This is a genomic window from Candidatus Mycobacterium wuenschmannii, from assembly GCF_030252325.1.
Taxonomy (GTDB): domain Bacteria; phylum Actinomycetota; class Actinomycetes; order Mycobacteriales; family Mycobacteriaceae; genus Mycobacterium; species Mycobacterium wuenschmannii.
The window spans coordinates 671,776-694,223 of sequence record NZ_CP126981.1 but is presented as its reverse complement, the minus strand read 5'-3'; the positions used below and the strand labels follow the sequence as shown (position 1 = coordinate 694,223).

At 67.2% G+C, this 22,448-nt stretch carries 20 protein-coding genes and 1 pseudogene; 7 read left to right on the top strand and 14 right to left on the bottom strand.

The genetic code is table 11. The features are described 5' to 3' along the window. The first annotated feature begins 160 nt into the window (after positions 1-160). On the top strand, positions 161-1,267 hold the full coding sequence (locus PT015_RS03535) for a GGDEF domain-containing protein (protein ID WP_285188839.1): 1,107 nt from the start codon (positions 161-163) through the stop codon (positions 1,265-1,267). Here PT015_RS03535 and PT015_RS03530 read toward each other — a convergent pair. Further along, positions 1,264-2,352, bottom strand: a complete 1,089-nt coding sequence (locus tag PT015_RS03530; RefSeq protein WP_285188838.1) for a M24 family metallopeptidase — start codon at positions 2,350-2,352, stop codon at positions 1,264-1,266. The two genes, PT015_RS03535 and PT015_RS03530, sit on opposite strands and share 4 nt — an antisense overlap. 33 nt (positions 2,353-2,385) lie before the next feature. On the opposite strand from PT015_RS03530, the gene PT015_RS03525 reads away from it, so the two are divergent. After that, positions 2,386-3,102: a B-4DMT family transporter gene (locus PT015_RS03525; RefSeq protein WP_285188836.1), complete on the top strand. Its 717-nt coding sequence runs from the start codon at positions 2,386-2,388 to the stop codon at positions 3,100-3,102. On the opposite strand, the gene aroQ is transcribed toward PT015_RS03525, so the two are convergent. The 4 genes and pseudogenes from aroQ to aroC all read right to left on the bottom strand — a co-directional run bounded on the left by aroQ (position 3,099) and on the right by aroC (position 6,476). After that, positions 3,099-3,530 (bottom strand): type II 3-dehydroquinate dehydratase, encoded by a 432-nt coding sequence (aroQ, locus tag PT015_RS03520; RefSeq protein WP_285188835.1) that lies wholly within the window; start codon positions 3,528-3,530, stop codon positions 3,099-3,101. The two genes, PT015_RS03525 and aroQ, sit on opposite strands and share 4 nt — an antisense overlap. After that, complete coding sequence (gene aroB / locus PT015_RS03515; RefSeq protein WP_285188834.1) at positions 3,527-4,609, bottom strand: 3-dehydroquinate synthase; 1,083 nt, start codon at positions 4,607-4,609, stop codon at positions 3,527-3,529. Before aroB ends, aroQ begins: the two co-directional genes overlap by 4 nt. Before the next feature lie 152 nt (positions 4,610-4,761). After that, positions 4,762-5,268, bottom strand: a pseudogene (locus PT015_RS03510) (shikimate kinase); the annotation flags it as partial. Positions 5,269-5,270: 2 nt separating this feature from the next. Next, complete coding sequence (gene aroC / locus PT015_RS03505) at positions 5,271-6,476, bottom strand: chorismate synthase (RefSeq protein WP_285188833.1); 1,206 nt, start codon at positions 6,474-6,476, stop codon at positions 5,271-5,273. A 439-nt stretch (positions 6,477-6,915) separates the two neighbouring features. On the opposite strand from aroC, the gene PT015_RS03500 reads away from it, so the two are divergent. Both PT015_RS03500 and PT015_RS03495 read left to right on the top strand, forming a co-directional pair. Continuing rightward, positions 6,916-7,962, top strand: coding sequence for a ferredoxin reductase (locus PT015_RS03500; RefSeq protein WP_390887989.1), 1,047 nt, complete (start codon positions 6,916-6,918; stop codon positions 7,960-7,962). Positions 7,963-7,977: 15 nt separating this feature from the next. Then, positions 7,978-9,180 carry a fatty acid desaturase family protein gene (locus PT015_RS03495; RefSeq protein ID WP_285188830.1) on the top strand — a complete coding sequence of 401 codons (1,203 nt, stop codon included), beginning with the start codon at positions 7,978-7,980 and terminating at the stop codon, positions 9,178-9,180. On the opposite strand, the gene PT015_RS03490 is transcribed toward PT015_RS03495, so the two are convergent. Beyond that, positions 9,177-9,575 carry a hypothetical protein gene (locus PT015_RS03490; RefSeq protein ID WP_285188829.1) on the bottom strand — a complete coding sequence of 133 codons (399 nt, stop codon included), beginning with the start codon at positions 9,573-9,575 and terminating at the stop codon, positions 9,177-9,179. The genes PT015_RS03495 and PT015_RS03490 overlap by 4 nt on opposite strands. Before the next feature lie 80 nt (positions 9,576-9,655). Here PT015_RS03490 and PT015_RS03485 point away from each other — a divergent pair, with 80 nt between their 5' ends. Continuing rightward, a complete protein-coding gene (locus PT015_RS03485) occupies positions 9,656-10,465 on the top strand; it encodes an alpha/beta fold hydrolase (protein WP_285188827.1) in 810 nt (269 codons plus the stop codon). Here PT015_RS03485 and PT015_RS03480 read toward each other — a convergent pair. From PT015_RS03480 to PT015_RS03450, 7 genes are all read right to left on the bottom strand, one after another. Beyond that, a complete protein-coding gene (locus PT015_RS03480) occupies positions 10,457-10,870 on the bottom strand; it encodes a prepilin peptidase (RefSeq protein WP_285188826.1) in 414 nt (137 codons plus the stop codon). The genes PT015_RS03485 and PT015_RS03480 overlap by 9 nt on opposite strands. 14 nt (positions 10,871-10,884) lie before the next feature. Then, on the bottom strand, positions 10,885-11,952 hold the full coding sequence (locus PT015_RS03475; protein WP_449247814.1) for an IS110 family transposase: 1,068 nt from the start codon (positions 11,950-11,952) through the stop codon (positions 10,885-10,887). Positions 11,953-12,173: 221 nt separating this feature from the next. After that, a complete protein-coding gene (locus PT015_RS03470) occupies positions 12,174-12,980 on the bottom strand; it encodes a shikimate dehydrogenase (RefSeq protein ID WP_285190906.1) in 807 nt (268 codons plus the stop codon). Further along, entirely contained in the window at positions 12,970-14,166 is a 1,197-nt protein-coding gene (gene mltG / locus PT015_RS03465; RefSeq protein WP_285190905.1) for an endolytic transglycosylase MltG, read from the bottom strand. Before mltG ends, PT015_RS03470 begins: the two co-directional genes overlap by 11 nt. A gap of 148 nt (positions 14,167-14,314) precedes the next feature. Beyond that, positions 14,315-14,812: a Holliday junction resolvase RuvX gene (ruvX, locus tag PT015_RS03460; protein ID WP_285188824.1), complete on the bottom strand. Its 498-nt coding sequence runs from the start codon at positions 14,810-14,812 to the stop codon at positions 14,315-14,317. Beyond that, positions 14,813-17,515, bottom strand: coding sequence for an alanine--tRNA ligase (gene alaS / locus PT015_RS03455; protein ID WP_285188823.1), 2,703 nt, complete (start codon positions 17,513-17,515; stop codon positions 14,813-14,815). A 96-nt stretch (positions 17,516-17,611) separates the two neighbouring features. Then, complete coding sequence (locus PT015_RS03450) at positions 17,612-18,001, bottom strand: secondary thiamine-phosphate synthase enzyme YjbQ (RefSeq protein ID WP_285190904.1); 390 nt, start codon at positions 17,999-18,001, stop codon at positions 17,612-17,614. Positions 18,002-18,130: 129 nt separating this feature from the next. On the opposite strand from PT015_RS03450, the gene PT015_RS03445 reads away from it, so the two are divergent. After that, positions 18,131-19,876 carry a potassium channel family protein gene (locus PT015_RS03445; RefSeq protein WP_285188821.1) on the top strand — a complete coding sequence of 582 codons (1,746 nt, stop codon included), beginning with the start codon at positions 18,131-18,133 and terminating at the stop codon, positions 19,874-19,876. A 66-nt stretch (positions 19,877-19,942) separates the two neighbouring features. Continuing rightward, the gene (locus tag PT015_RS03440; RefSeq protein ID WP_285188820.1) at positions 19,943-21,526 is read left to right on the top strand and encodes a sensor domain-containing protein; all 1,584 of its coding nucleotides are present in this window, start codon (positions 19,943-19,945) and stop codon (positions 21,524-21,526) included. Positions 21,527-21,536: 10 nt separating this feature from the next. Here PT015_RS03440 and PT015_RS03435 read toward each other — a convergent pair whose 3' ends face one another. Continuing rightward, complete coding sequence (locus PT015_RS03435; RefSeq protein ID WP_285188818.1) at positions 21,537-22,445, bottom strand: HpcH/HpaI aldolase/citrate lyase family protein; 909 nt, start codon at positions 22,443-22,445, stop codon at positions 21,537-21,539. Positions 22,446-22,448: the final 3 nt, after the last annotated feature.

Here is a 22,448-nt window from a genome sequence, read left to right as displayed (position 1 = left end):
GGTGTCGGCACACCGGACTGCGAGCGACTCTACCCGCGGCCCAGCTCGGGACTAAATGGCCCGTCCGGGCTGCCGGATAGTTCGTCGCACCGGCGAAAAACCCGCAAGAGTTCCGATAACCTGCGACGTTGACGTTCGAGCAGACGGGTACGGGGTGGTCATGTCCTGGCATCGCCGGCTGCGTGGCCCGTCAAATCCCACAGCCGAGCAATACCTGACCCAGCGGGACAAGCTCGAGATCCTGAGCAAGCTCGTCATGCGCGAGACGACCTACCGGTACTCCATTGCAGCCTTCGTCGTCGTGTTTGCGCTCATCGGCGTGCTCATCTTGTTTTCCCATGATGGTCCGCGCACTCTGCCGGAACGCGTCGTCGCCTGGGGCTTCTACGCGTCCACGATTCCGGTCGGCGTGGCGATGATGCGGGTCAATCACACGACGATCTGGTGGTCGCACCACACCGGCTATCGCCACGCGCCGGAGTTGTTCGTCTTCTACGCGGACGTCGGGCTCACCTCGGTGCTGTTGACCCTGCAGAACGGCATGGTGGCGGGATTCGGCGCGATGCTGTTCGCGATCATCGGAACCTACGTCGCTCATTTCGTGACGCCGACGGCGCGGCTGATCCATGTCGTGTTCACCAGCTGCGTCATCATCGGTCTCGGCTGGTGGGCACTCGATTACGGGGATCTCGACGTCCCCGCCGTCATCACGGCGGTGCTCATCGGGCTGTTCGTCGTCAACGGCACCGTCGCGCTGCACAGCATCTACACCACCGAAGTGCGGCGAGCGATCGCGTCCAAGCACACGCACGCCAACACCGATCCGCTGACCGGGATCGCGAACCGGCGCGCCTTCAACACCCGCGCCCGCGATCTGATTGAGGCCAGCGAAGACGGCGTCGACGTGATGCTGATCGACATCGACAACTTCAAGACCGCCAACGACACCCACGGCCATGACCGGGGTGATGAGATCCTGGTCGACGTCGCCCTGGCGATTTTGACGGCCGTCGACTCAACCGCCGTCGTGGCACGCCTCGGCGGCGACGAATTCGCGGTCGCGGCTCATCCCGTGGATGGCCGGCATTATTCCGCAAAAACATTGCGCGACAGAGTCGTCGAGCAGACTGGGATCCTGGTGAGTGTCGGCTGGGCCGCCACCGAGCCGGGCACAACCGACAGCTCCGATGCTTTGTCGGCTGCGGTGGCCGCCGCCGACATCGACCTTTACGCCGCCAAGAGCGCCCGCAAGATGGTCGCCGACTAACCGATGACCATCAGCTCCTTCGGGAACCGGGTGAGCAACTCCGGCTCGCCGTCGGACGGCACCACCAGCGTGTCCTCGATACGGACGCCGCCGCGTTCGGGCAGGTAGACCCCGGGCTCGACGGTGACAACGGACCCCGCGAGCAACGTGCCGGTGGCGGTGGACCCGATTCCCGGCGCTTCGTGGATCTGCAGGCCCACACCGTGGCCCAGGCCGTGGCCGAAGTGCTCGCCGTGCCCGGCCTCGACGATCACGCCGCGGGCCGCGCCGTCCACGTCGGCCAGGTCGGTGCCGGCGCCCAACGCCTCCCGCCCGGCCCGCTGCGCCCCGCTGACCAGGTCGTAGATCTCGCGCTGCCACTCGGCGGCCCGGCCCAGCACGAAGGTTCGCGTCATGTCGGAGTGGTAGCCGCCGACCAGCGCCCCGAAGTCGATCTTGACGAAGTCACCGACGGCCAGCGCCGCGTCGGTGGGCCGGTGGTGCGGGATCGCCGAATTCGGCCCCGCCGCCACGATCGTCTCGAAGGAGACGCCGTCGGCGCCGTGGTCGAGCATCAGCGCCTCCAGATCGCGGCCGACCTCCCGCTCGGTGCGTCCGGGCCGCAGGCCGCCGCGGTCGAGCAGGTCGGCCAGCGCGGCATCGGCGGCCTCGCAGGCCAACCGCAGCAGCGCGACTTCACCGGCGTCTTTGACCTCGCGCAATGCCTCCACAGTCTGTGAGGCGCGGACCAATTCGGTGTCCCCCGCCGCGGCGGCCAGGGCGTCGTAACCGTCGACGGTGACCACGTGGCTTTCAAAACCCACTCGCCGCGACGTGCCGGCCGCCGCACGACCGGCCAGATAACGCCCGCAGGCCCGCTCGATCGCCACCTCCAGGTCGGGCGCCTGCTGCGCGGCCTGGGTCCGGTAGCGCCCGTCGGTGGCCAAGACGGCCTCCCCGTCGTCGGCGAACACCAGCAACGCCGCGTTCGACCCGGTGAAACCGGACAGATAGCGCACGTTGATCAGGTCGGTGACCAGCATCGCGTCCAATTCCGCGACCCGGAGTCGAGCTCCGAGAGCGGCTCGCCGTTTGGAATGTGTCACACCAGCGAACGCTACTCGCTACGCTGTGGCCCCATGACTAACTGGATGCTGCGTGGCCTGGTGTTCGCCGGCGCAATGGTCGTCGTTCGGGTGTTCCAGGGCTCGCTGATCAGCGTGCTGCAGACGCAGGCCACGCTGATCAGCCTCGTGCTGCTGGCCCTGTTCATCGTGGGCGTGGTCATCTGGGGTCTGATCGACGGCCGCGAGGACGCGGCGAGCACTCCCGACCCGGACCGCCGCGAGGACCTGGCGATGACGTGGCTGCTGGCCGGCCTGATCGCCGGCCTGCTCAGCGGCGTGGTGACCTGGCTGATCGCGGTGTTCTACAAAGCGGTCTACGTGGGCGGCCTCATCAACGAGCTCACGACCTTCGCGGCGTTCACCGCACTGGTGGTGTTTGTCGGTGCGATCTGCGGTGTGGCCGTGGGCCGCTGGCGGGTCGACCGCGCCGGCGCCTACAAGCCGCAGGCAGCGAAGACCGGTGGTGACGACGAGCGCGCCGACACCGACGTGTTCGCCGCCGTTCGGGGCGACCAGGCCGCAACCGAGGGCGGCGCGGTCGCCGAATGGCCGGAAGAGCAGACCAGCTCCGTGGCGACGGCCGAACGCGAGTACGAGGCGCCGACGGCCTACAGCCAGGAATCCGCCGAGACCAGCGAGGCGCCCGCAGCGCACGACACCGAGAAGACCGAGACGCTGCCCGCCCACGAGCCGGCCACCGAGCACATTGAGAAGCCGAAGACCGACTAGTCGTTCAGGCTTGCCAGGTAGCGCAGGGCCAGCACGTAGCCCTGCACGCCGCAGCCCACGATGACGCCACTGGCGATCGGGCTCAGGTACGAGTGATGCCGAAACTCTTCGCGCGCAAAGACATTGGAGATATGCACCTCGATCAGGGGCGCGCTCAATTCGGCACAGGCGTCGCGTAGCGCGATTGACGTGTGGGTCAGCGCCCCGGCGTTGAGGATCACCGGTTCCTTGTTGTCGGCGGCCAAGTGGATCCAGTCGAGCAGATGGGCCTCGCTGTCGCTCTGTCGCACAACGGCTTTCAGCCCGAGCCCGGCCGCCTCACGCTCGACCAGCGCCACCAGATCGTCGTGTGTCGTACTGCCGTAGACCTCGGGCTCGCGGCGGCCGAGCCGGCCCAGGTTGGGTCCGTTGAGCACATTGATCGTCACCGCGTTCCCACCTCCGCGTACGCCGCCGCCAGCAGCGCCGGGTCCGGGCCCTCCAGCCGGCCGGGTTTGGCCAGTCCGTCGAGGACCACGAACCGCAACACTCCGGCGCGGGTCTTCTTGTCGCCGGCCATCGATTCCAGTAACTGTGGCAGCGCATCGGCGTCGTAACTGGTCGGCAGCCCGATCGAGGTCAGGATGTCACGGTGGCGCTGCGCAGTCGAGTCATCGAGACGCCCCGTGAGGCGGCCCAATTCGGCGGCGAACACCATGCCCACCGACACTGCGGCGCCGTGCCGCCACTGGTAGCGCTCGCGCCGCTCGATGGCGTGGCCCAGGGTGTGGCCGTAGTTGAGGATTTCGCGCAGCGCCGACTCTTTCTCGTCGGCCGCAACCACCTCGGCCTTGACGGCGATCGCCCGCCGGATCAGCTCGGGCAACACCTCCCCCGCCGGGTCCAGAGCGGCCTGCGGGTCGGACTCGATCAGGTCGAGAATCACCGGGTCGGCGATGAAGCCGGCCTTGACGACCTCGGCCATGCCGGCGGCAATCTCGTTGTGCGGCAACGTCTGCAGCGTCGCGAGGTCGACCAGCACCGCGGTCGGCTGGTGAAACGCGCCGACCAGGTTCTTGCCGGCGTCGGTGTTGATACCGGTCTTACCGCCGACGGCCGCATCGACCATCGCCAGCAGCGTGGTGGGCACGTGCACGATCGACACCCCGCGTAGCCACGTCGCCGCGGCGAAGCCCGCGACGTCGGTGGCGGCACCGCCGCCGAGGCTGACCAGAGCGTCCTTGCGGTCGATTCCGATGCGGCCCAACACTTCCCAGATGTATCCGACGACGGGCAGGTCCTTGCCCGCCTCCGCGTCCGGAATCTCGATCTGGTGTGCGTCGATGCCCTTGTCGGCCAGGTGCTGCCGGATGGCCTCGGCGGTCTGTGTCAGCACCGGCTGGTGCAGGATCGCGACCCGGTGCCGCCCGGCGAGCACATCGCCGAGTTCGCCGAGTAGCCCGGTGCCGACAATGACCGGGTACGGCGGGTCGACGTTCACCGGGATGGTGACCGGTTCGTTGGTCATTTGCCCGCCTCCCGGCGTGCGGCGGCCAGGGCCGCCGGGGTCGCGGGTGTGGGCGGCGGACCCGTGCGTGGTTCGGGCGCGCTGGGCGTCTCCGCAGCCGCGATCCGGCGCCACGGCGGGCGACGCCGGTTGTGCGCCGGGTTGCCCAGTTTCGGGTCCTTCAGGCGGCACACGATGTGCCGGACGACGGCGCCGGGGTTGCGACGGTTCGTATTCACCCGGATCGTGGCGACCTTTCGATAGAGCGGCACGCGCTGGGTCATCAGCGCGCGGAACTTCTCAGCCCGGTCGGGGCCGGCCAGCAATGGACGCACGGTGTTGCCGCCGGTACGCCGAACCCCTTCGGCCGCAGTGATTTCCAAATACACGACGATGTGGCCGGCCAGCGCGTCCCGCACCCCCGGCGTGGTGACGGCCCCGCCGCCGAGCGACAGGACGCCGTCGTGGGACTGCAGGGCCGCACGGATGACTTCCTCCTCGATCCGGCGGAACTCCTGCTCCCCGTCGGTGGCGAAGATGTCGGCGATGCGGCGCCCGGTCTTCTCCTCGATAGCGGCATCGGTGTCGAGCATGCCGACGTCGAGCGCCTTGGCCAGCCGGCGCCCGATGGTGGACTTACCGGATCCCGGCAGTCCGACCAGCACGGCTTTGGGCGCCATCGTTACCCAGACGCCCGGACGTCGGAGACGGGTTCACGCTCGGCGACCGAGCGTAGGTACGCCTCGATGTTGCGCCGTGTCTCGGTCAGCGAGTCGCCACCGAATTTCTCCAGCGCGGCGCGGGCCAGCACCAGTGCGACCATGGCCTCGACGACGACGCCGGCGGCGGGCACCGCGCAGACGTCCGACCGCTGATTGATCGCGACGGCCTCATCACCGGTTGCCATGTCGACGGTGGCCAGCGCCCGCGGCACGGTGGAGATCGGCTTCATGGCGGCGCGGACCCGCAGCGGCTGGCCGTTGGTCATGCCGCCTTCCAGTCCGCCGGCCCGATTGGTGGAGCGGACGATGCCGTCCGGCCCCGGGTACATCTCGTCGTGCGCGCGACTGCCGCGCCGGCGGGCCGTCTGGAAGCCGTCACCGATCTCGACACCCTTGATCGCCTGGATGCCCATCACGGCGGCGGCCAGTTGGCTGTCGAGCCGGTTGTCGCCGCTGGTGAACGAGCCCAGGCCGATCGGCAAGCCGGTGACGACGGCTTCCACCACACCCCCGAGGGTGTCGCCGTCCTTCTTGGCCGCCTCGATCTCGGCGATCATCGACGCCTCGGCCGCTTTGTCGAACGCCCGCACCCCGCTGTTGTCGATCGCGGCGAGGTCGCCGGGTAGCGGCGGGGGTCCGTCATAGGGCGTGGAATCACCGATCGAGATGACGTGCGAGAGCACCTCGACGCCGAGGGCCTGCCGGAGGAACTGTCGGGCGACGGTACCGGCGGCGACGCGGGCCGCGGTCTCGCGCGCACTAGCCCGCTCGAGTACCGGGCGGGCGTCGTCGAATTCGTACTTGAGCATGCCGGCGTAATCGGCGTGGCCGGGCCGCGGCCGGGTCAGCGGGGCGTTGCGCGCGACTTCGAGCTCTGCGGGGTCGACTGGGTCGGCTGCCATCACGGTCTCCCACTTGGGCCACTCGGTGTTTCCGACCTCGATGGCGATCGGCCCGCCCAAAGTGATGCCGTGTCGGACGCCGCCCAGAACAGTGACCTGGTCGCGCTCGAATTTCATCCGGGCGCCGCGGCCATAGCCGAGACGGCGGCGGGCCAACTCGTCAGCGATGTCGTTCGAGGTGACCGCGACGCCGGCGACCATGCCTTCGACCATCGCCATCAGGGCGCGGCCGTGGGATTCACCAGCAGTAGTCCATCGCAACACGGGTCCCATCTTCCCATGACGGACCCGGCCAGCGAAAAGTGTGAATGCGTGCACATGTGTTTACTGAATTGCAAGAGGGGTATCCGATTTACCGTGACAGCAGTCACGCCGAACCGTGACCGAAATGGGGGCGATGAGCTGGCATTTGAGGACCGCAGCCCGCCGAGCCGCGATCCCCCGCCAGGTAAGTCGATCTTGCCCGGGTTCGCTCGGTGAACACCAACAGCTCGTTCGGGGCTTGCACGTGCAGGATCGGGATTCGGTACGGGATTAACTTACTTGCGGGTAGGGTAAATCCGGTGTGAAACCAGTCACACCCAATCGGCAGGTTCCATACGAGCGGAAAGGCAGCCTCTTGAGTGCACCGTTGAAGTCGTTCGTGCGCTGGGCTCGGTCCCCGGCGAGAGACGTGGACGCGGCATCGGGATGGTGGGTGAACATGGTTCGCGGCCTAGCGGCGCGTGCGACCACTCCACTGCTCCCCGACGACTATCTGTCTTTGCTCAACCCGCTGTGGTCGGCGCGCGAATTGCGGGGCGAAATTGTCTCCGTCGAGGCCGAAACGGAGGACACCGCCACCGTCGTCATCAGACCGGGGTGGGGCTTTTCCGGCGAATATCAACCAGGTCAATACGTCGGGATCGGCCTGCGCGTCGACGGCAAATGGCACTGGCGGTCCTATTCACTGACCTCGGTGCCCGAACGCGGGGATCTGAACATCTCGATCACCGTGAAAGCGACGCCGGAAGGCTTTCTGTCCACCCACCTGGTCAATGGTGTAGAGCCCGGCACCATCATTCGATTGCAATCGGCCCAGGGCGACTTCGCGCTGCCCAACCCGCCACCCGACAAGCTGTTGTTCATCACCGCCGGAAGCGGCATCACACCGGTGATGGCGATGTTGCGCTCACTGCGGGCTCGAGATCAGCATCCCGACATCGTGCATCTGCATTCCGCGCCCTCTGAGGATTCGGTCATCTTCCACGACGAACTGAGCGACATCGAGAAAGAGCAGAAGGGTTATCGACTGCACCTGCAGATCACCGAGAACGACGGCAAGGTCGATTTCGACCAACTCGACAAGATCGTCTCCGACTGGCGCGATCGCTCCGCGTGGGCGTGCGGGCCTTCGGCCATGCTCGACGCCGTCGAGAAGTTGTGGAAACACAACGAGATCGACGACGCATTGCACATGGAGCGCTTCAATATCGCCGCCACCGACAAAGGCGGCGAAGGCGGTACCGTCACGTTCTCGATTTCGGACAAGGAAGCCGAGATCGACGGGGCGACATCAATTCTCGAGGCGGGCGAAAAACTCGGCATTCAGATGCCGTTCGGCTGCCGAATGGGTATCTGTCAAACGTGCGTGTTGCCGTTGGAAGACGGTCACATTCGCGACGTTCGCTCGGGTCAAGAGCATGGCGCCGGCGACCGGATACAGACCTGCATCTCCACCGCATCCGGCAACTGCACCATCAAAGTTTGAAAGGCAAAGATTCTCATGGCTATTACCGACATCAAGGCCTACGCCCACCTAACTCCACAAGACGTCGAGGACATCGCCGCCGAGCTCGACAAGATCCGCGAAGAGGTTGAGGAGTCGCGCGGCGAGCGCGACGCCCGCTACATCCGTCGCGCGATCCAACTGCAGCGCGGGCTAGCCGCTTTCGGTCGGCTCGCCCTGTTCGCCAGCAGCAGCAGGGTGGCGTGGCTCGCGGGTGTCGCGACACTGGGGTCCGCCAAGATCATCGAGAACATGGAGTTGGGGCACAACATCATCCACGGCCAGTGGGACTGGATGAACGACCCGGAGATCCACTCGACCGAGTGGGAGTGGGACACAACCTGCCCGAGCTCGCACTGGAAGCACTCGCACAACTTCGTGCACCACAAGTACACCAACGTGGTCGGCTTGGACAGCGACGTCGGCTACAACATCATGCGCGTTACCCGCGACGAACCGTGGGCGCCGTGGATGATCGGCAACCCGATCTACAACCTTTTGCTGGGCACGCTCTTCGAGTGGGGCGTGGCCGTACACCACGTCGACGTTGGCAAGATCCGCAGCGGTGAAAAGTCCTGGGCCGAGGCGCGACGGGACCTGCGCACCGTCGGCCGGAAGGTCGGCAAGCAAGTCGGCAAGGATTACATCATCTACCCGGCCCTGACCGGCGTGAACTGGAAGCGCACTTTAACGGCAAACGCGGTTGCCAACCTCATCCGGAATTACTGGTCCTACGCGGTCATCTTCTGCGGTCATTTCCCGGACGGCGCCGAGAAGTTCACCAAGGAGGAATTCGAGCAGGAAACCCGCGGCGAGTGGTACCTGCGCCAGATGCTCGGCTCGGCCAACTTCAACGCCGGCAAAGTGATGGCGTTCATGAGCGGCAACCTGTGCTATCAGATCGAGCACCATCTGTTCCCCGACCTGCCTAGCAACCGTTACGCCGAGATGAGCGTGAAGATTCGTGCGCTGTGTGACAAGTACGACCTGCCGTACACCACTGGGCCGTTGTGGCGCCAGTATGCGCAGTCGTTCTGGACCATCGCCAAGCTCGCCCTGCCGGATAGTTGGCTGAAAGGCACCACCGACGACGCGCCGGAAACTCACTCGGAGAAGAAGTTCGCGAATCAAGAGCCGCGCGAACAGGACGGGAAGCGGTACGGACTGCGTAGCGCCCTGCGAGGTCGCGCCGCTGCCTAACTCCGCGCCGCACGCAGCGCTCCGAACTGCCAGACACCGAGTGCGAGCATCACCACGCCGGCATCGACCAGCGCCCAGTTGCCGGCGCCGGTCAGCGGCAGCCACCCGAATGCCGCTGTGGCGCAGGCCAAAGGGGCCAAAACGAGGTTAGTCACCACGAACGCGGCGACGAGTCCGCGGGTGATGCGGATCCGGCTCAGGATCACCAGTAGGGCCGGTCCGAGAATCGCGAAAGCGATGCCGCCGCCGAGAGGTACCGCACTAGGGACGCCCCACGATGCGGAGACCGGTCCGCTGAGTGCGGCGCCTATCGCGCCCGCGACGGTCCAGAAGGCGAGGTCGGCCTGGATGGAGCGCGAGCAGTAGGTGGGGTGCGCGAGCGATGTGGTTGTCATGGCCTCGATCGTGCGATCCGACCGGTTGCCATCTCGACCGAGACCACTGCCAGATGCTGCCAATTGCGGATAATGCCGACATGCAGGAGTTGGTGCGCACCTCGCTGGGACGGCTCAATGTCGGACAGATCGGCTCCGGGCCGCCGGCCCTGCTGTGGCACAGCCTCTGGGTCGACTCGCGTAGCTGGGGTCCGCTCGCCGACGCCCTCGGCGCGCACCGACGGCTGGTGGTCGTCGACGGCCCCGGCTACGGCGGCAGTGATCCTATCCACCGCGATTTCACCCTCGACGACTGCGCTCGGGCGGCCGTCGACGTGCTCGATCAGCTCGGCATCGACGAACCGGTGGACTGGGTCGGCAATGCGTGGGGTGGCCATGTGGGCATCACGCTGGCCGCCGAGCGATCCGACCGCGTGCGCAGCCTGGTCACCATCAACGCGCCACTGCTGCCGGTCGGTCGGCGGCAACGCTGGACGACGAGCTATCCGCTTGCGCTGCTCTACCGGCTGACCGGGCCCAGTCCGGTGATCGCCAAGCCGCTGTTCGACACGCTGCTCGGCGCCGAGGCGTTCGAGGCGCAACCGGACCGGGCCGCGGAGATGGTCGAGGCGTTCCTGCACGCCGACCGTGAATCGATGCGGCGCACGATCCGATTCATGCACCGCTGGCAGCCGTTGACCGACAAGCTGCCCGCGATCACCGCGCCCACGCTGTTCCTCACCGGAGACGTCGACGGCCAGCAGTGGTCGCCCGCGGAGGCCGAGGCCGCGGCGGCAACGATGCCCGACGCCCGGGTGGTCCGGCTGCGCGGCGCGGGCCATGTCAGCCCGCTGCTGCTCGACACCGACCTGATCGCCAACACCGTCGCCGACTTCTGGCGGTCACCCTAGAAGCACCGCCGCCGCGCTGGCCGCACACATCGACGGGCCGTGCGGCACCGTCGCCACAGACCAGCCCACCCGCGCCACGGTCCCGATGACCGCCGTCAACAGCGTCGCCCCGACCGCGGCGAGCACCCACACCTCGGGTCCGAAACATGCTGTCAGCGAACCCAATCCGAGCGCCAGCTTGACATCGCCAGCACCCATCGCTGCGGGCGACAGCAGGTGTACTGCCAGGTAGACGACGGCCAACAGGCCCGCCCCGGTGAGCGCCGCGGCGCCGCGTCCGGTGACCCCTGCCGCCACGACGATCGCCGCAAACCCGGGCATGGTCAGCCAGTTGGGCAGCCGCCGCTCTCGGACGTCGAACCAACTCAGCGCGGCCATCCACAGCAATGCCAGTGCAATCAGCATGCGTTTCTCCTATGTCAAGCCGCTGCCGGTTGGCAGGGCTTAGTTCGGTGTTGCTGGTCGGTGTGGAGGTGGCTGAAAACGACGCGGGCCAGGCGGCGTTTGAGGCAACGCAGGGCTTCGGAGTTGGAGTCGCCTATAGCAAGGCGGTGTCGGTAGTAAGTGCGGCCCAAGCCCTCGAGGCGGATCTGAGTGACGGCTATGCGATGCAGGGCGGCGTTGAGTTGCCGGTTGCCCGAACGGGTCATCCGAACCCGCCCCGCGGTATTGCCCGACCACACCGGAATGGGCGCCACCCCGGAATGGCGGGCGAAGGCGGCCTCACTTTTGAAACGAGTTACCCCGGCTGTTTCACCGACCAGCTTGGCCGCGGTCAATTCCCCGCACCCGGGCATCGCCAGCAGCGCAGGCGCAACCGCGCGTACTCGCGAACCGATCCGGTTAGCCAGTGCCTCGATTGCTTCGGTCAGCCGGGTAATGTCGGCGAGCTCATCGCGGGCCAACTCGGCAACCAGACCGGGCACCGTCACCAACCAAGCGCCCAACAGCACGCGATGTTTGGAGCGGTCCAACGAAGCCGGAACCGGGGCACGCTCGGGATCGAGTTCGTGAACCCGCCAGCGCAACCGGTTGATCATCGCAGTCCGTTGTGCCACAAGGACTTCCCGGCGATCCACCAACAGCTTCAACTCGCGCGACACCTCATCGTGAGATGCGACAGGTAGGTCGGGTTCGCGAAGAAACGCCCGCGCAACCGCCAGCGCATCAATCGGGTCAGACTTACCACGAGTACGCGCTGAGGCCCGGGCTTGAGCCATCAACTTCGGCGGTACCCGCACCACCTGCTGGCCAGCGGTGAGCAGATCCCGTTCCAACCGCGCCGACAAATGCCGACAATCCTCGATCGCCCACACCACCTTGGTGCCAAAGCGCTCGCGGACCCACATCACTGCCTCGGCATGACCGGCGGTGACAGCCCTAACAGTCTTCTCGCCAAGCTTGCGCCCCACCTCATCGACGGCGACGAACGTGTGCGTGTGCTTGTGTACGTCGGCTCCAACAACAACCATGGTGATTGCCTCCATTCACTGTGAGGTGACGGTTGGGCCGGTCGGCGGACACATCTCAGTGGGGGCGGTGCCACGCTCCTATCAAGTCACGCCGGCCGGTCCTTCACACCCGGCGTCGACAAAACGCATGAACGCCAACCCAAAGGCGGCAGGCAGGCTATGAGCCAGACACCGGGTGATCAGGATCCAACCACCGCAACCTCCTGCGGCACCTCACCCTGACACTGAGCGGCAGGCTAATCCAACGCCGACTCCATCGCCGCTCGCGGAGCGGGCATACCTGTGAATTGTTCGACTTGCGCGAAGGCCTGGTGCAGCAGCATCTGCAGACCGCCGATAACGCGCCCGCCCGCGGCGCTCACCGCCTCGGCCAGCGGCGTCGGCCACGGGTTGTAGATCGCGTCGAGCAGCACTGGCGTGCCGGTGAACTCGCCGGAATAGCCGGCCGCGACGTCGGCGGGCAACGTGCTCACCACAACCCCGGCGCCGGCGACCGCATCGGCAAGCGACCCGCCGTTGAGGTCGCAGAACCGGGCCGTCGCGCCGACGCGGCCGGCCAATTCGACGAGACCCGCCGCCTTGTCGGGATTGCGGGCAGCCACGGTGATGTCGGTGACGCCGAGTTCGGCCAAGGCCACTACCGCCGCCGGGGCGGTACCACCGGAACCGACCACCACCGCCGCGCCCGTCGCCTCGCCCAAGGCTCCCTTGACGCCGTCGACGTCAGTGTTGTCGGCCCGCCAACCGTGCGGGGTGCGCAGCAGCGTATTGGCCGACCCGACGAGTTCGGCCCGTTCGGTTCGCTCGTCGGCGAAGCGCAGCGCCGCGAACTTGCCGGGCATCGTCACCGAGACGCCCACCCATTCGGGCCCGAATTCGCTTACCACACCGGGTAATTGGTCGGCATTGCACTCGATGCGGTCGTACGTCCAGCCATCCAGGCCCAGCGCGCGATAAGCGGCCAGATGCAACTGCGGGGAGCGCGAATGGGCGATCGGCGAGCCGAGAACCGCAGCTTTCCGGGGAGCCCGGCTACCGTGCACTGTCGAGGACACCGTTGCGCTTGGCCAGCTCGATATTGGCCAGATGCTGTTGATAGTCCCGGGTGAACAACGTCGTGCCCTGGGTGTCGATGGTGACGAAGTACAGCCAGTCGCCCTCTTCCGGATGCTCGGCGGCCTTGAGGGCGTCGACACCGGGCGAGCAGATCGGCGTCGCAGGCATCGCCTCGGAGGCATAGGTGTTCCACGGCGTGGGCTGCGCGCGGTCGCCGTCGGTGGTGGCGACCTCGCGACGGTCCAGCGGATAGTTCACGGTCGAGTCGAATTCCAACTTGCGGTGCTCGGTGAGCCGGTTGTAAATCACCCGAGCCACTTTCGCGAAGTCCTGCGGCTTGGACTCGCGCTGCACCAGCGATGCCACCACCAGAATGTTGTACGGCGACGTGTTCATCGCGGTGGCGGTGTCCTGCAGGCCCGACTTCATGTAGAGCTCGGCGCTGGAGTTGATCAGCGTCGACAGGATCTCCTCCGGCGACGCCGACGGGTTGACGTTCCACGTGCCGGGGGCGATCAGACCCTCGACCCGGCGGTGGTCGTTGCCCATCGCCGTCACCGATGGCACGGCCCAGGGCGGCACCAAAAGCGATGGTATCGAGGTCTTTTCGGCGGCCGCACGAAGATCGGCCGAGCTGACGCAGTGCTTGTTGCCGTCCAACTCGACGCAAGTGGCCTTCTCGATCATCGTGAAGATGCCGGGCGTGGTCTCGTTGGTCTTGACATCTGCGGTGTCGTCGAGTTGCTGACCCTCGGGGATCACCAGCTTGCCGACCCGGCTGCCGGGGGCAACCAGGCGTTGCAACGCCGTGGCCGCCGGCAGCTCGGAGCGCAGCCGGTAGTAGCCGGGCTGGATCGCCGTGATCGCCTGATTGCCTTGTGCCGCTTCGAGAAACGCCTTGACGGTCTTGACAACGTGCTGCGTGTGCAGCGTCTCGCCGATCACGGTCGTCGAATCACCGGCGTGCACCTCGACCACCAGGTCCTGCTTCCCGTCGCCGGCGAAGTCGTTGGCCGATCCACCACGCCACAGTTTCGAGCCGACGAACGCCGCCGCGATGATCACCCCGATGGTCAGGCTGACCAGGATGCCGCGAGTCGTGTTGCGGCGCCGACGGTCCCGCTCGGCGCGGATCCGGTCGGCGCGTGACCGTCCACGACGTGACGAGCCCACCGCCACCGGTCCGGGTCGCTCGCCTGCCGCGCGCGGGCGAACACCGGCTTCGCCGCGCTTGCGAACGCCGCCCGTGTCTAACGGCGCCCCGCTGCGCCCGGCTTCGCCGCGCTTGCGAACGCCGCGGAGACGAGGCCGCTCCGGGCTGTCAGACACCGTTGACCTCCCCGGGCAGCATGGCGCGGCGTTCATCGAGCCAACCCTGCAGGATCGCCACGGCCGCCACCTGGTCGATGACCCTACGCTGACCCTTCGCCCGCACCCCGGCTTGGCGCAGGGAGCGCTGGGCACTGACCGTCGTCAATCGCTCGTCGGCCATCCGCACCGGGACCGGCGCGATCTTGCCGGCCAGCGCGTCCGCCACCTCGATGGCGTCCAGCGCCGCCGGGCCGGTGCGGTCGGCCAGGGTTCGGGGCAGCCCGACCACGACCTCGACGGCCTGGTTCTCCGTCACCAGCTCGACCAGCCGGCGCAGGTGTCTTGTGGTCCGGTCGCGGCGCACCGTCTCAACCGGCGTGGCGAGAATGCCGTCGGGGTCGCTGGCAGCGACGCCGATCCGCACGCTGCCCACGTCGATGCCGAGTCGTCGTCCCGGTCCGGGGTCGTCCCCACCGGGCCGGTCCGGCAGGCGATGCGACGAGTCCACTCAGCCGGCCCTGGAGATCTCGGCCCGCAGCGCGTCGAGCGCGGCATCGATGCCCGCGGCGTCCTTGCCCGAGCCCTGCGCGAGATCGGCCTTGCCGCCACCTCTTCCGTCGACGGCTGCCGCGAGTTGCTTGACCAAGTCGTTGGCGCGCAGGCCGAGATCCTGGGCTGCCGCATTGGCGGCGACGGCGTAGGGGACGCTGCCGCCTTCGGCCTCCGCGATCAGCGCGACGACGGCGGGGTCGTTGCCGAGCTTGCCCCGGATGTCACCCACCAGCGTCCGCAGATCGGCGGCCGTCATGCCGGCCGACATTCGCTGCGCCACCAGACGGACGTTACCGACGTGCTGAGCCCCGGCGGCGGCGTTTGCCGCAGCTGCCCGAGCGTTCGCCAGCCGGTTGCGTTCGATTTCCTTTTCCGCGACCTTCAGTCGCTCGACAAGATTCGCGACCCGGGCCGGCACCTCGTCGGAGGGCACCTTGAGCGACGACGCCAGGCCCGCCATCAGCGCACGCTCCTTGGCCAGGTGCTTGTACGACTCCAGTCCGACGTAGGCCTCCACCCGGCGCACGCCGGAACCCACCGATGACTCGCCGAGAATCGTCACCGGCCCGATCTGCGCCGAGTTGTGCACGTGGGTGCCACCACACAGTTCGAGCGAGAACGGCCCGCCGATCTCGACGACGCGCACCTCGTCCGGGTAGGACTCGCCGAACATGGCCATCGCGCCCATCGCTTTGGCCTTTTCCAGCTTTTCGGTGAAGGTGTGTACCTCGTGGTCGGCCTGCACCGCCTCGTTGGTGACTTCCTCGACCTGGCTGAGTTGCTCGGGGCTCAGCGCGCCCTGGCTGTTGAAGTCGAATCGCAGATAACCCGGCCGGTTCAACGACCCGGCCTGAACGGCATTGGGGCCCAACACCTGTCGCAGCGCAGCGTGCACCATGTGGGTGCCGGAGTGGCCCTGTGTGGCACCTTTGCGCCAGTCGGGGTCCACGGCCGCGACGACCGTGTCACCCTCGACGAACTCCCCCGACTCCACGTTGACGCGATGCACCCACAGGGTTTTCGCGATCTTCTGCACGTCGGTGACGGCGGCGCGGGCGGTCTCGCTGGATCCGGTGCCGTTGATGGTTCCCGCGTCGGCCACCTGCCCACCGGACTCGGCGTAGAGAGGGGTGCGGTCCAGCACGAGTTCGACGCGATCGGACCCAGCCGCCTCTTCGGTACCGTGCGACACGACGGGCACCCGTTTACCGTCGACGAAGATCCCCAGAATCTTTGCCTGCGAGATCAATTCGTCGAAACCGGTGAATTCGGTCGGCCCGGCGTCTACCAGTTCGCGGTAGGCGGTCAGGTCGGCATGGGCATGCTTGCGGGCCGCCGCATCGGCCTTCGCGCGGCGGCGCTGCTCGGACATCAGCTCGCGGAAGCCGAGCTCATCGACCTTCAGATCCGCCTCGGCGGCCATCTCGAGGGTGAGCTCGATCGGGAACCCGTAGGTGTCGTGCAACGTGAAGGCGTCCGACCCGGACAGCACGCTCGCGCCGGCGGCCTTGGTGGCGCCGGCCGCCTCTTCGAAGAGCCGCGAGCCTGATTGCAGCGTCCGGTTGAACGCCGTCTCCTCGGCGACCGCGATGCGTTTGATCCGGTCGAAGTCGGCGACCAGCTCGGGGTAGGACGGGCCCATCGCGTCGCGGACCGTGGCCATCAGCTCGCTGACGATCGGGCCGTCGATCTCGAGCAGTTTGGCCGACCGGATGACGCGCCGCAGCAACCGGCGCAGCACGTAGCCGCGTCCGTCGTTGCCGGGGGTGACGCCGTCGGCAATCAGGATGGCCGCGGTGCGGCTGTGGTCGGCGATGATGCGGTAGCGCACGTCGTCGGCGTGATTGCCGACGTTGTAGCCGCGGGGAGATCGGCTGACAACCACGTCGATGACCGGGCGCAGCAGATCGGTCTCGTAGACGTTGGCCACGTCCTGCAGCAGAAACGCGACCCGCTCGATGCCCATGCCGGTGTCAATGTTCTTGCGCGGCAACGGCCCCAGGATCTCGAAGTCGTCCTTGCTGGTTCCCTCGCCGCGCTCGTTCTGCATGAACACGAGATTCCAGATCTCGATGTAGCGGTCCTCGTTGGCCTCGGGGCCGCCGTCGACGCCGAAATCCGGACCCCGGTCGTAGTAAATCTCCGACGACGGTCCACACGGCCCGGGGATCCCCATCGACCAGTAGTTGTCGGCCATCCCGCGCCGCTGGATGCGCTCGACCGGCAGGCCGGCGATCTCACGCCACAGCTCGATGGCCTCGTCATCGTCGAAATAGACGGTGGCCCAGAGTCTTTCCGGGTCGAAGCCGTAGCCGCCGTCGTCGACCGGATTGGTCAGCAGGCTCCAGGCCAGCTGGATGGCTTCGCGCTTGAAGTAATCGCCGAACGAGAAGTTGCCGGCCATCTGGAAGAAGGTGTTGTGCCGGGTGGTGATCCCGACCTCGTCGATGTCGGGCGTGCGGATGCATTTCTGGATGCTGGTCGCGGTCGCGTACGGCGGCGTGCGCTGGCCGAGGAAGAACGGGACGAACTGCACCATGCCGGCGTTGACGAATAGCAGGTTGGGGTCGTCGAGGATCACCGACGCGCTCGGCACCTCGGTGTGGCCCGCCGTCACGAAATGATCGAGGAACCTCTTCCTGATCTCGTGTGTCTGCACTTCCCAACTTCCTGTTCAGCCTGGCTGTCACCAGCCTCTTTCGACCGCACCACAGTACCGGGCCGGTTCACCGCCTCGGACATCCGACGAGTGCGCCTAGCCCTGTACGAACGACAGCCGGACCGAACGCCGCGGGTTGTCGCGGTTCAGGTCGACCAACACGACGCTCTGCCAGGTGCCCAGCAACGGCTCGCCCGCCTGCACCGGCACCGTGATCGACGGCGCGACGATAGCGGGCATCACATGGTCGGCGCCGTGGCCGAACGACCCGTGTGCGTGCCGGTAGCGGTCGTCGCGGGGCAGTAATCGCTCCAGGGTGTCGATCAGGTCGTCGTCGGATCCCGCGCCCGTCTCGATGATCGCGACCCCGGCCGTCGCGTGCGGGACGAAGATGTTGCACAGCCCGTCGCCGCGTGGAGAACAGAAGGCCCGCACGGAGTCGGTCACGTCGACGATGCGGCGACGCGCGGTGTCCACATCCAGCACATCCGAATTCATTCGACCAGCCTACGGATCTGCGGTTTGACGTGCCGAGTCCAGCAAAGGTCAAGGTACGATCCTCGGCGAAACAGGCGGGGTGACTTCGAGTCCCGGGGTGGAATGGGTGGAGACGCGTTGAGCGCATCGAGCACGAGCGGCCAGGACGCGCCGCCCCGCACGTTTCAACAGAAGATCTTGGCCTTCCTGACCAACCCTCGCTGGTACTGGGTCCTCGCACCGGCCGGCATCCTGGCTTTCCTGCTGGGAATGTGGGGTTACTTCTCCTACGTGCCGGAGGGCGGCGGCCACCATTCGCTGTCGGACGCGATCTACGGCGCCGCCAAGCTGTTCCTGCTGCACGCCGCCCCGCAACCCGAGACGCACGTCGGCTACGCGTTGGACATCGCCCGCTACCTCGCGCCGATCGTCGCGGGGTGGGCGGCGCTGATCGCGCTGATCTCGCTGCTGCACGACCGGGTACAGCAGATGCTCATCCCGTTGCGGCGCAACCACGTCGTGCTGTGCGGGCTGGGTTACGTCGGCTTCGAGTTCCTGCGCCAACTACGACTGGCCGGCTATAAGGCGATCGTGATCGAGGCGGACCCGGACAACCCGCGCATCGAGGCCTGCCGCGATTGGGGCTATCCGGTGATCGTCGGTGACGCGCAATTGAAGTCGACGCTGGAGGCGGCCGGTGTCCAGCGCGCCTCCCGACTGTTGGCCGTCACCCCCGACAGCGTGGTGAACACCGAAATCATCACGCGGGCTCGGCGACTGGTGAACAACAAGCGACGGTTGCAATGCCTGGCACGGGTGAGCGACCCGAGCCTGTGCGTCTTCCTGCGCATCGAGGAGTCCAACCACGGCGACGACCAGACGGCCCTGGACTTCTTCAACACCGACGAGATCGGCGCCCGCCTGCTGCTGGACCGCTACCCCTTCACCACCAGCGCCCGGCCGCACATCCTGGTCGCCCACCTCGACACCCTCGGGTCCGAGCTGATCCTGCACGCGGCCCGGATCTGGAACGACAAGCGCACCGATACCTCGACGCCGCTGCCGGTCACCGTCGTCGGCGAGCACGCCGGCGAGCGGATTGCCGCGCTGCTCGACGACCACCCGGCCCTCGAGCAGGTCTGCACCTTCACCAGCCATTCGCTGTCGGTCCGCGACCTCGCGCGCCTCGGCGGCGAGCCCGTCACCCACGCCTACGTGACCGCGCAACACGACGAGCGGTCGGTCGAGACGGCCCTGAAACTGCGGCACGCGCTCGACCCGGCCGTGCCGGTGGTGGCCGCGCTGTGGCGGGCCTACGGTGTCGCCGACCTGTTCCAGCACTCGACGACGCCGCCCAGCGCCAACCTCGCCGTCGTCAAGATGCTGCAGGAGACCTGCACCGTGGAACTGGTCGAGGGCGGTTCCTTCGAAGCGATCGCGCACGAGATCCACCGCCGCTACCGACTGATGCAGCCCGACGGCGGCGCGTCGGTGCCGTTGTGGTCGGCGCTGAGCGAGTCGCTGAAGAAGTCCAACCGCGCCCAGGCCCGCCACATCGCGGTCAAGCTGCGCAGCATCGGCTGCGAGATCACGCCGCTACGTGATTGGCAGGCAAAGGAATTCACCTTCACCGACGAGGAACTCACCAGGCTGAGCATCATGGAGCACGACCGCTGGGCGCAGGAGAAGATGGACGCCGGGGTCAAGACCGACCCGCATTTCGTCCCGTGGCACGAGTTGCCCGGCGATATCGCCGAATGGGACACCAACTTCGTCCGCGCGATCCCGGCGATGCTGGCCGCGGTCGGTCTGCAGATTGTCGACATCGACGAGACCGCGCCGCGCTACCCAGTGACGTCGAACACACCACATTCCGTGCTTTAACCAGGTGATCAGCGTTACCGGACCTTATACTTCGGAAAATTTTAGGTACGCCCCAGGGAAAAATTCATGCTCTTCGTCAGCTACGCCAGTCAGGACAGGGCGCTCATCGAGCCACTCCTGACATCGCTGCGTCGCGCGCGCCAGCAGGTGTGGTGGGACGACAAGCTGGGCGGCGGCGAGGCGTGGTGGCACGCCATCCTCGAGCAGATCCGCCGCTCCGAGGTGTTCATCGTCGCGGTCTCCAACAACTCCCTGGCATCCAAGCCGTGCCAAGCCGAGTTGAACTACGCCGAGGCACTGCGCCGGCCCATCCTGCCGGTCCAGATCGGTCCGGTCGACAGCCTGCGCGTCACGCCGCTCGCGGCGCGCCAGATCCTCGACTTCCGCCAACCCGACAAGCAGAGCACCCTTCGGCTGCTGTCCTCGGTGCAGCAGCGCCAGTCGCAGATCCCGCCGCTGCCCTGGCCGCAACCCCCCGAGCCGCCCGTGCCGTTCGCCTACCTGATGCGCCTGGCCGCCGCGCTCTCGCGGCCCGAACTCAGCCGGCATCAGCAGACCGAGCTGATCACCGAGCTCAAAGACCGGCTGGACGACGACCGTCACGATCCGACCGCCTTCCGGGACATCACCCAACTGCTGTGCCAACTGCGGGACCGGCCCGACGTGACATGGCGGATCCGAACCGAGATCGATGCCACCCTGGCCGCCATGGAGGCGGGCCCGGCCACGTCGTCGGTCACGGTCCCGTTCAACACCGCGCACACTTCCGGTCCGATGACCGTGCCGACCATGTCGGCTCCGCAGGCGATGGCGACGGCCGATCCGGCTGCGCTGCAATCGGTTCCATCGCTGCCGTCGTTCCCCGCCCAGCCGATGCCGCCGGGGCCGCCCGCTCCCCTACCGCCCGCGCCGGTGCCGCCACCGCCGAGTGGTATGACTCGGCCACCGTCGCGGCGCCGCTGGATCTTCGCCGCGATCGCCGGCGTCGTCGTCGCCGTCGTGGCCGGGGTGGCGCTCAAGGTGGTCCTGACCAAACCGGCGGCCAACCCGCTGGACGCGATGCTGCTCAACGACACCGAGATCAATGCGGTGATGGGCGCCTCGGACATGAAGACCGTCGAGCGCGGCAACCAGGCGATGAAGCAGAGCAGCACGATCGACGTCTCGGCGGCGGACTGCATGGGCGCGCTGTACCCCGGGCTGACAAGCACCTACCAGGACAGCGGTGAACTGGGTCTGGCCTGGCGGACGCTGCAGAAGCCCGGCGGGCTGCCGCGGGCCGGCGAGAGCAAGAACCAGTTCGTCGATCAGGACGTCGCGATCTTCCCGGCGAACTCCGACCAGCCGTTCAACTTCGTTGCCAAGGCCGCCGATCAGTGGAAGGCGTGCAGCGGCAAGACCGCAACCGTCACCTACACCGATCGCCGCAAATACACCTGGACGATCAACTCGCCCACCGGTGAGGCACCGAAGGTCCTGCTGACCTACACCAAGGTCGGCGATCCCGGCTACACCTGCCAGCGGGCGCTGAGCACGGTGTCCAACTACGTGGTCGACGTCAAGGCGTGTGGTTTCGAGATCACCGACCAGGCAAACCGGATCGTCGACCAGATCGTCGGCGCGGTCAAAGACCCGAATGGGACGAAATAGCCCCGGCCAGTTAGCCTTTGGCGATCAGTGCGGCACGCGCCAGCGTGGCTTGCGCCATCTTCACGTGCGCCGCGTCGACCAGCACACCGTTGACTCCGACCGCGCCGAGGCCTTTTTGCTCACCTTCGCGGTAGGCCGCGACGTTGCGCTCGGCCAGCGCGATCTCCTCCTCGGTCGGCGCGTACACCCCGTTGGCCACCTCGATCTGGCTCGGGTGGATGCACCACTTTCCGGTGTAGCCCATCAGCGCGGCCCGTCGCGCGTCGCGCTCGTAGCCCTCCAGATTCCCGTAGTCCGGGTAGGGCGCGTCGATGGCGTCGATGCCGGCGATCCGGGCGGCGACGATCACCTTGTTGCGGGCGTAGGCCCAGAAGTCGCCGGGATACTCGCCGAGTGGATCGAAGTTAGTATCCACCCGGGCACCCTGCGACAGCGAGAAGTCGCCGACGCCGAAGATGACCGCGTCCAGGCGCGGGCTGGCGGCGGCGATCTCCTCGGCGTTGGCCAGGCCCTCGACCTCCTCGATCAACACCTCGAGGCGGATCTGCCGGTCGAGGCCGAGTTTGGCCTCCAGCTGGGAGAGCAACACGTCCACCCACCAAACATCGCGTGCGCGAAGCGCTTTCGGGATGATGATGGTGTCGAGGTTGTTCCGGGCGCCGGTCACGACCTCGACGATGTCGTCGTGGCACCACGGGGTGTCCAGGCCGTTGATCCGGATTGCCCGCGCGGTGCGCCCCCAGTCGAGGTCGTTGAGCGCGGCGATGGCCTTGCCGCGCGCCGCCTCCTTGTGCGCGGGTGCGGTGGCGTCCTCGAGGTCCAGGAAGACCAGATCGGCTTCGGATGCGGCGGCCTTGGCGAACATGTTGTCGTTGGCCGCGGGCACCGCGAGTTCCGAGCGGCGCAGCAGTGACGTCATCTA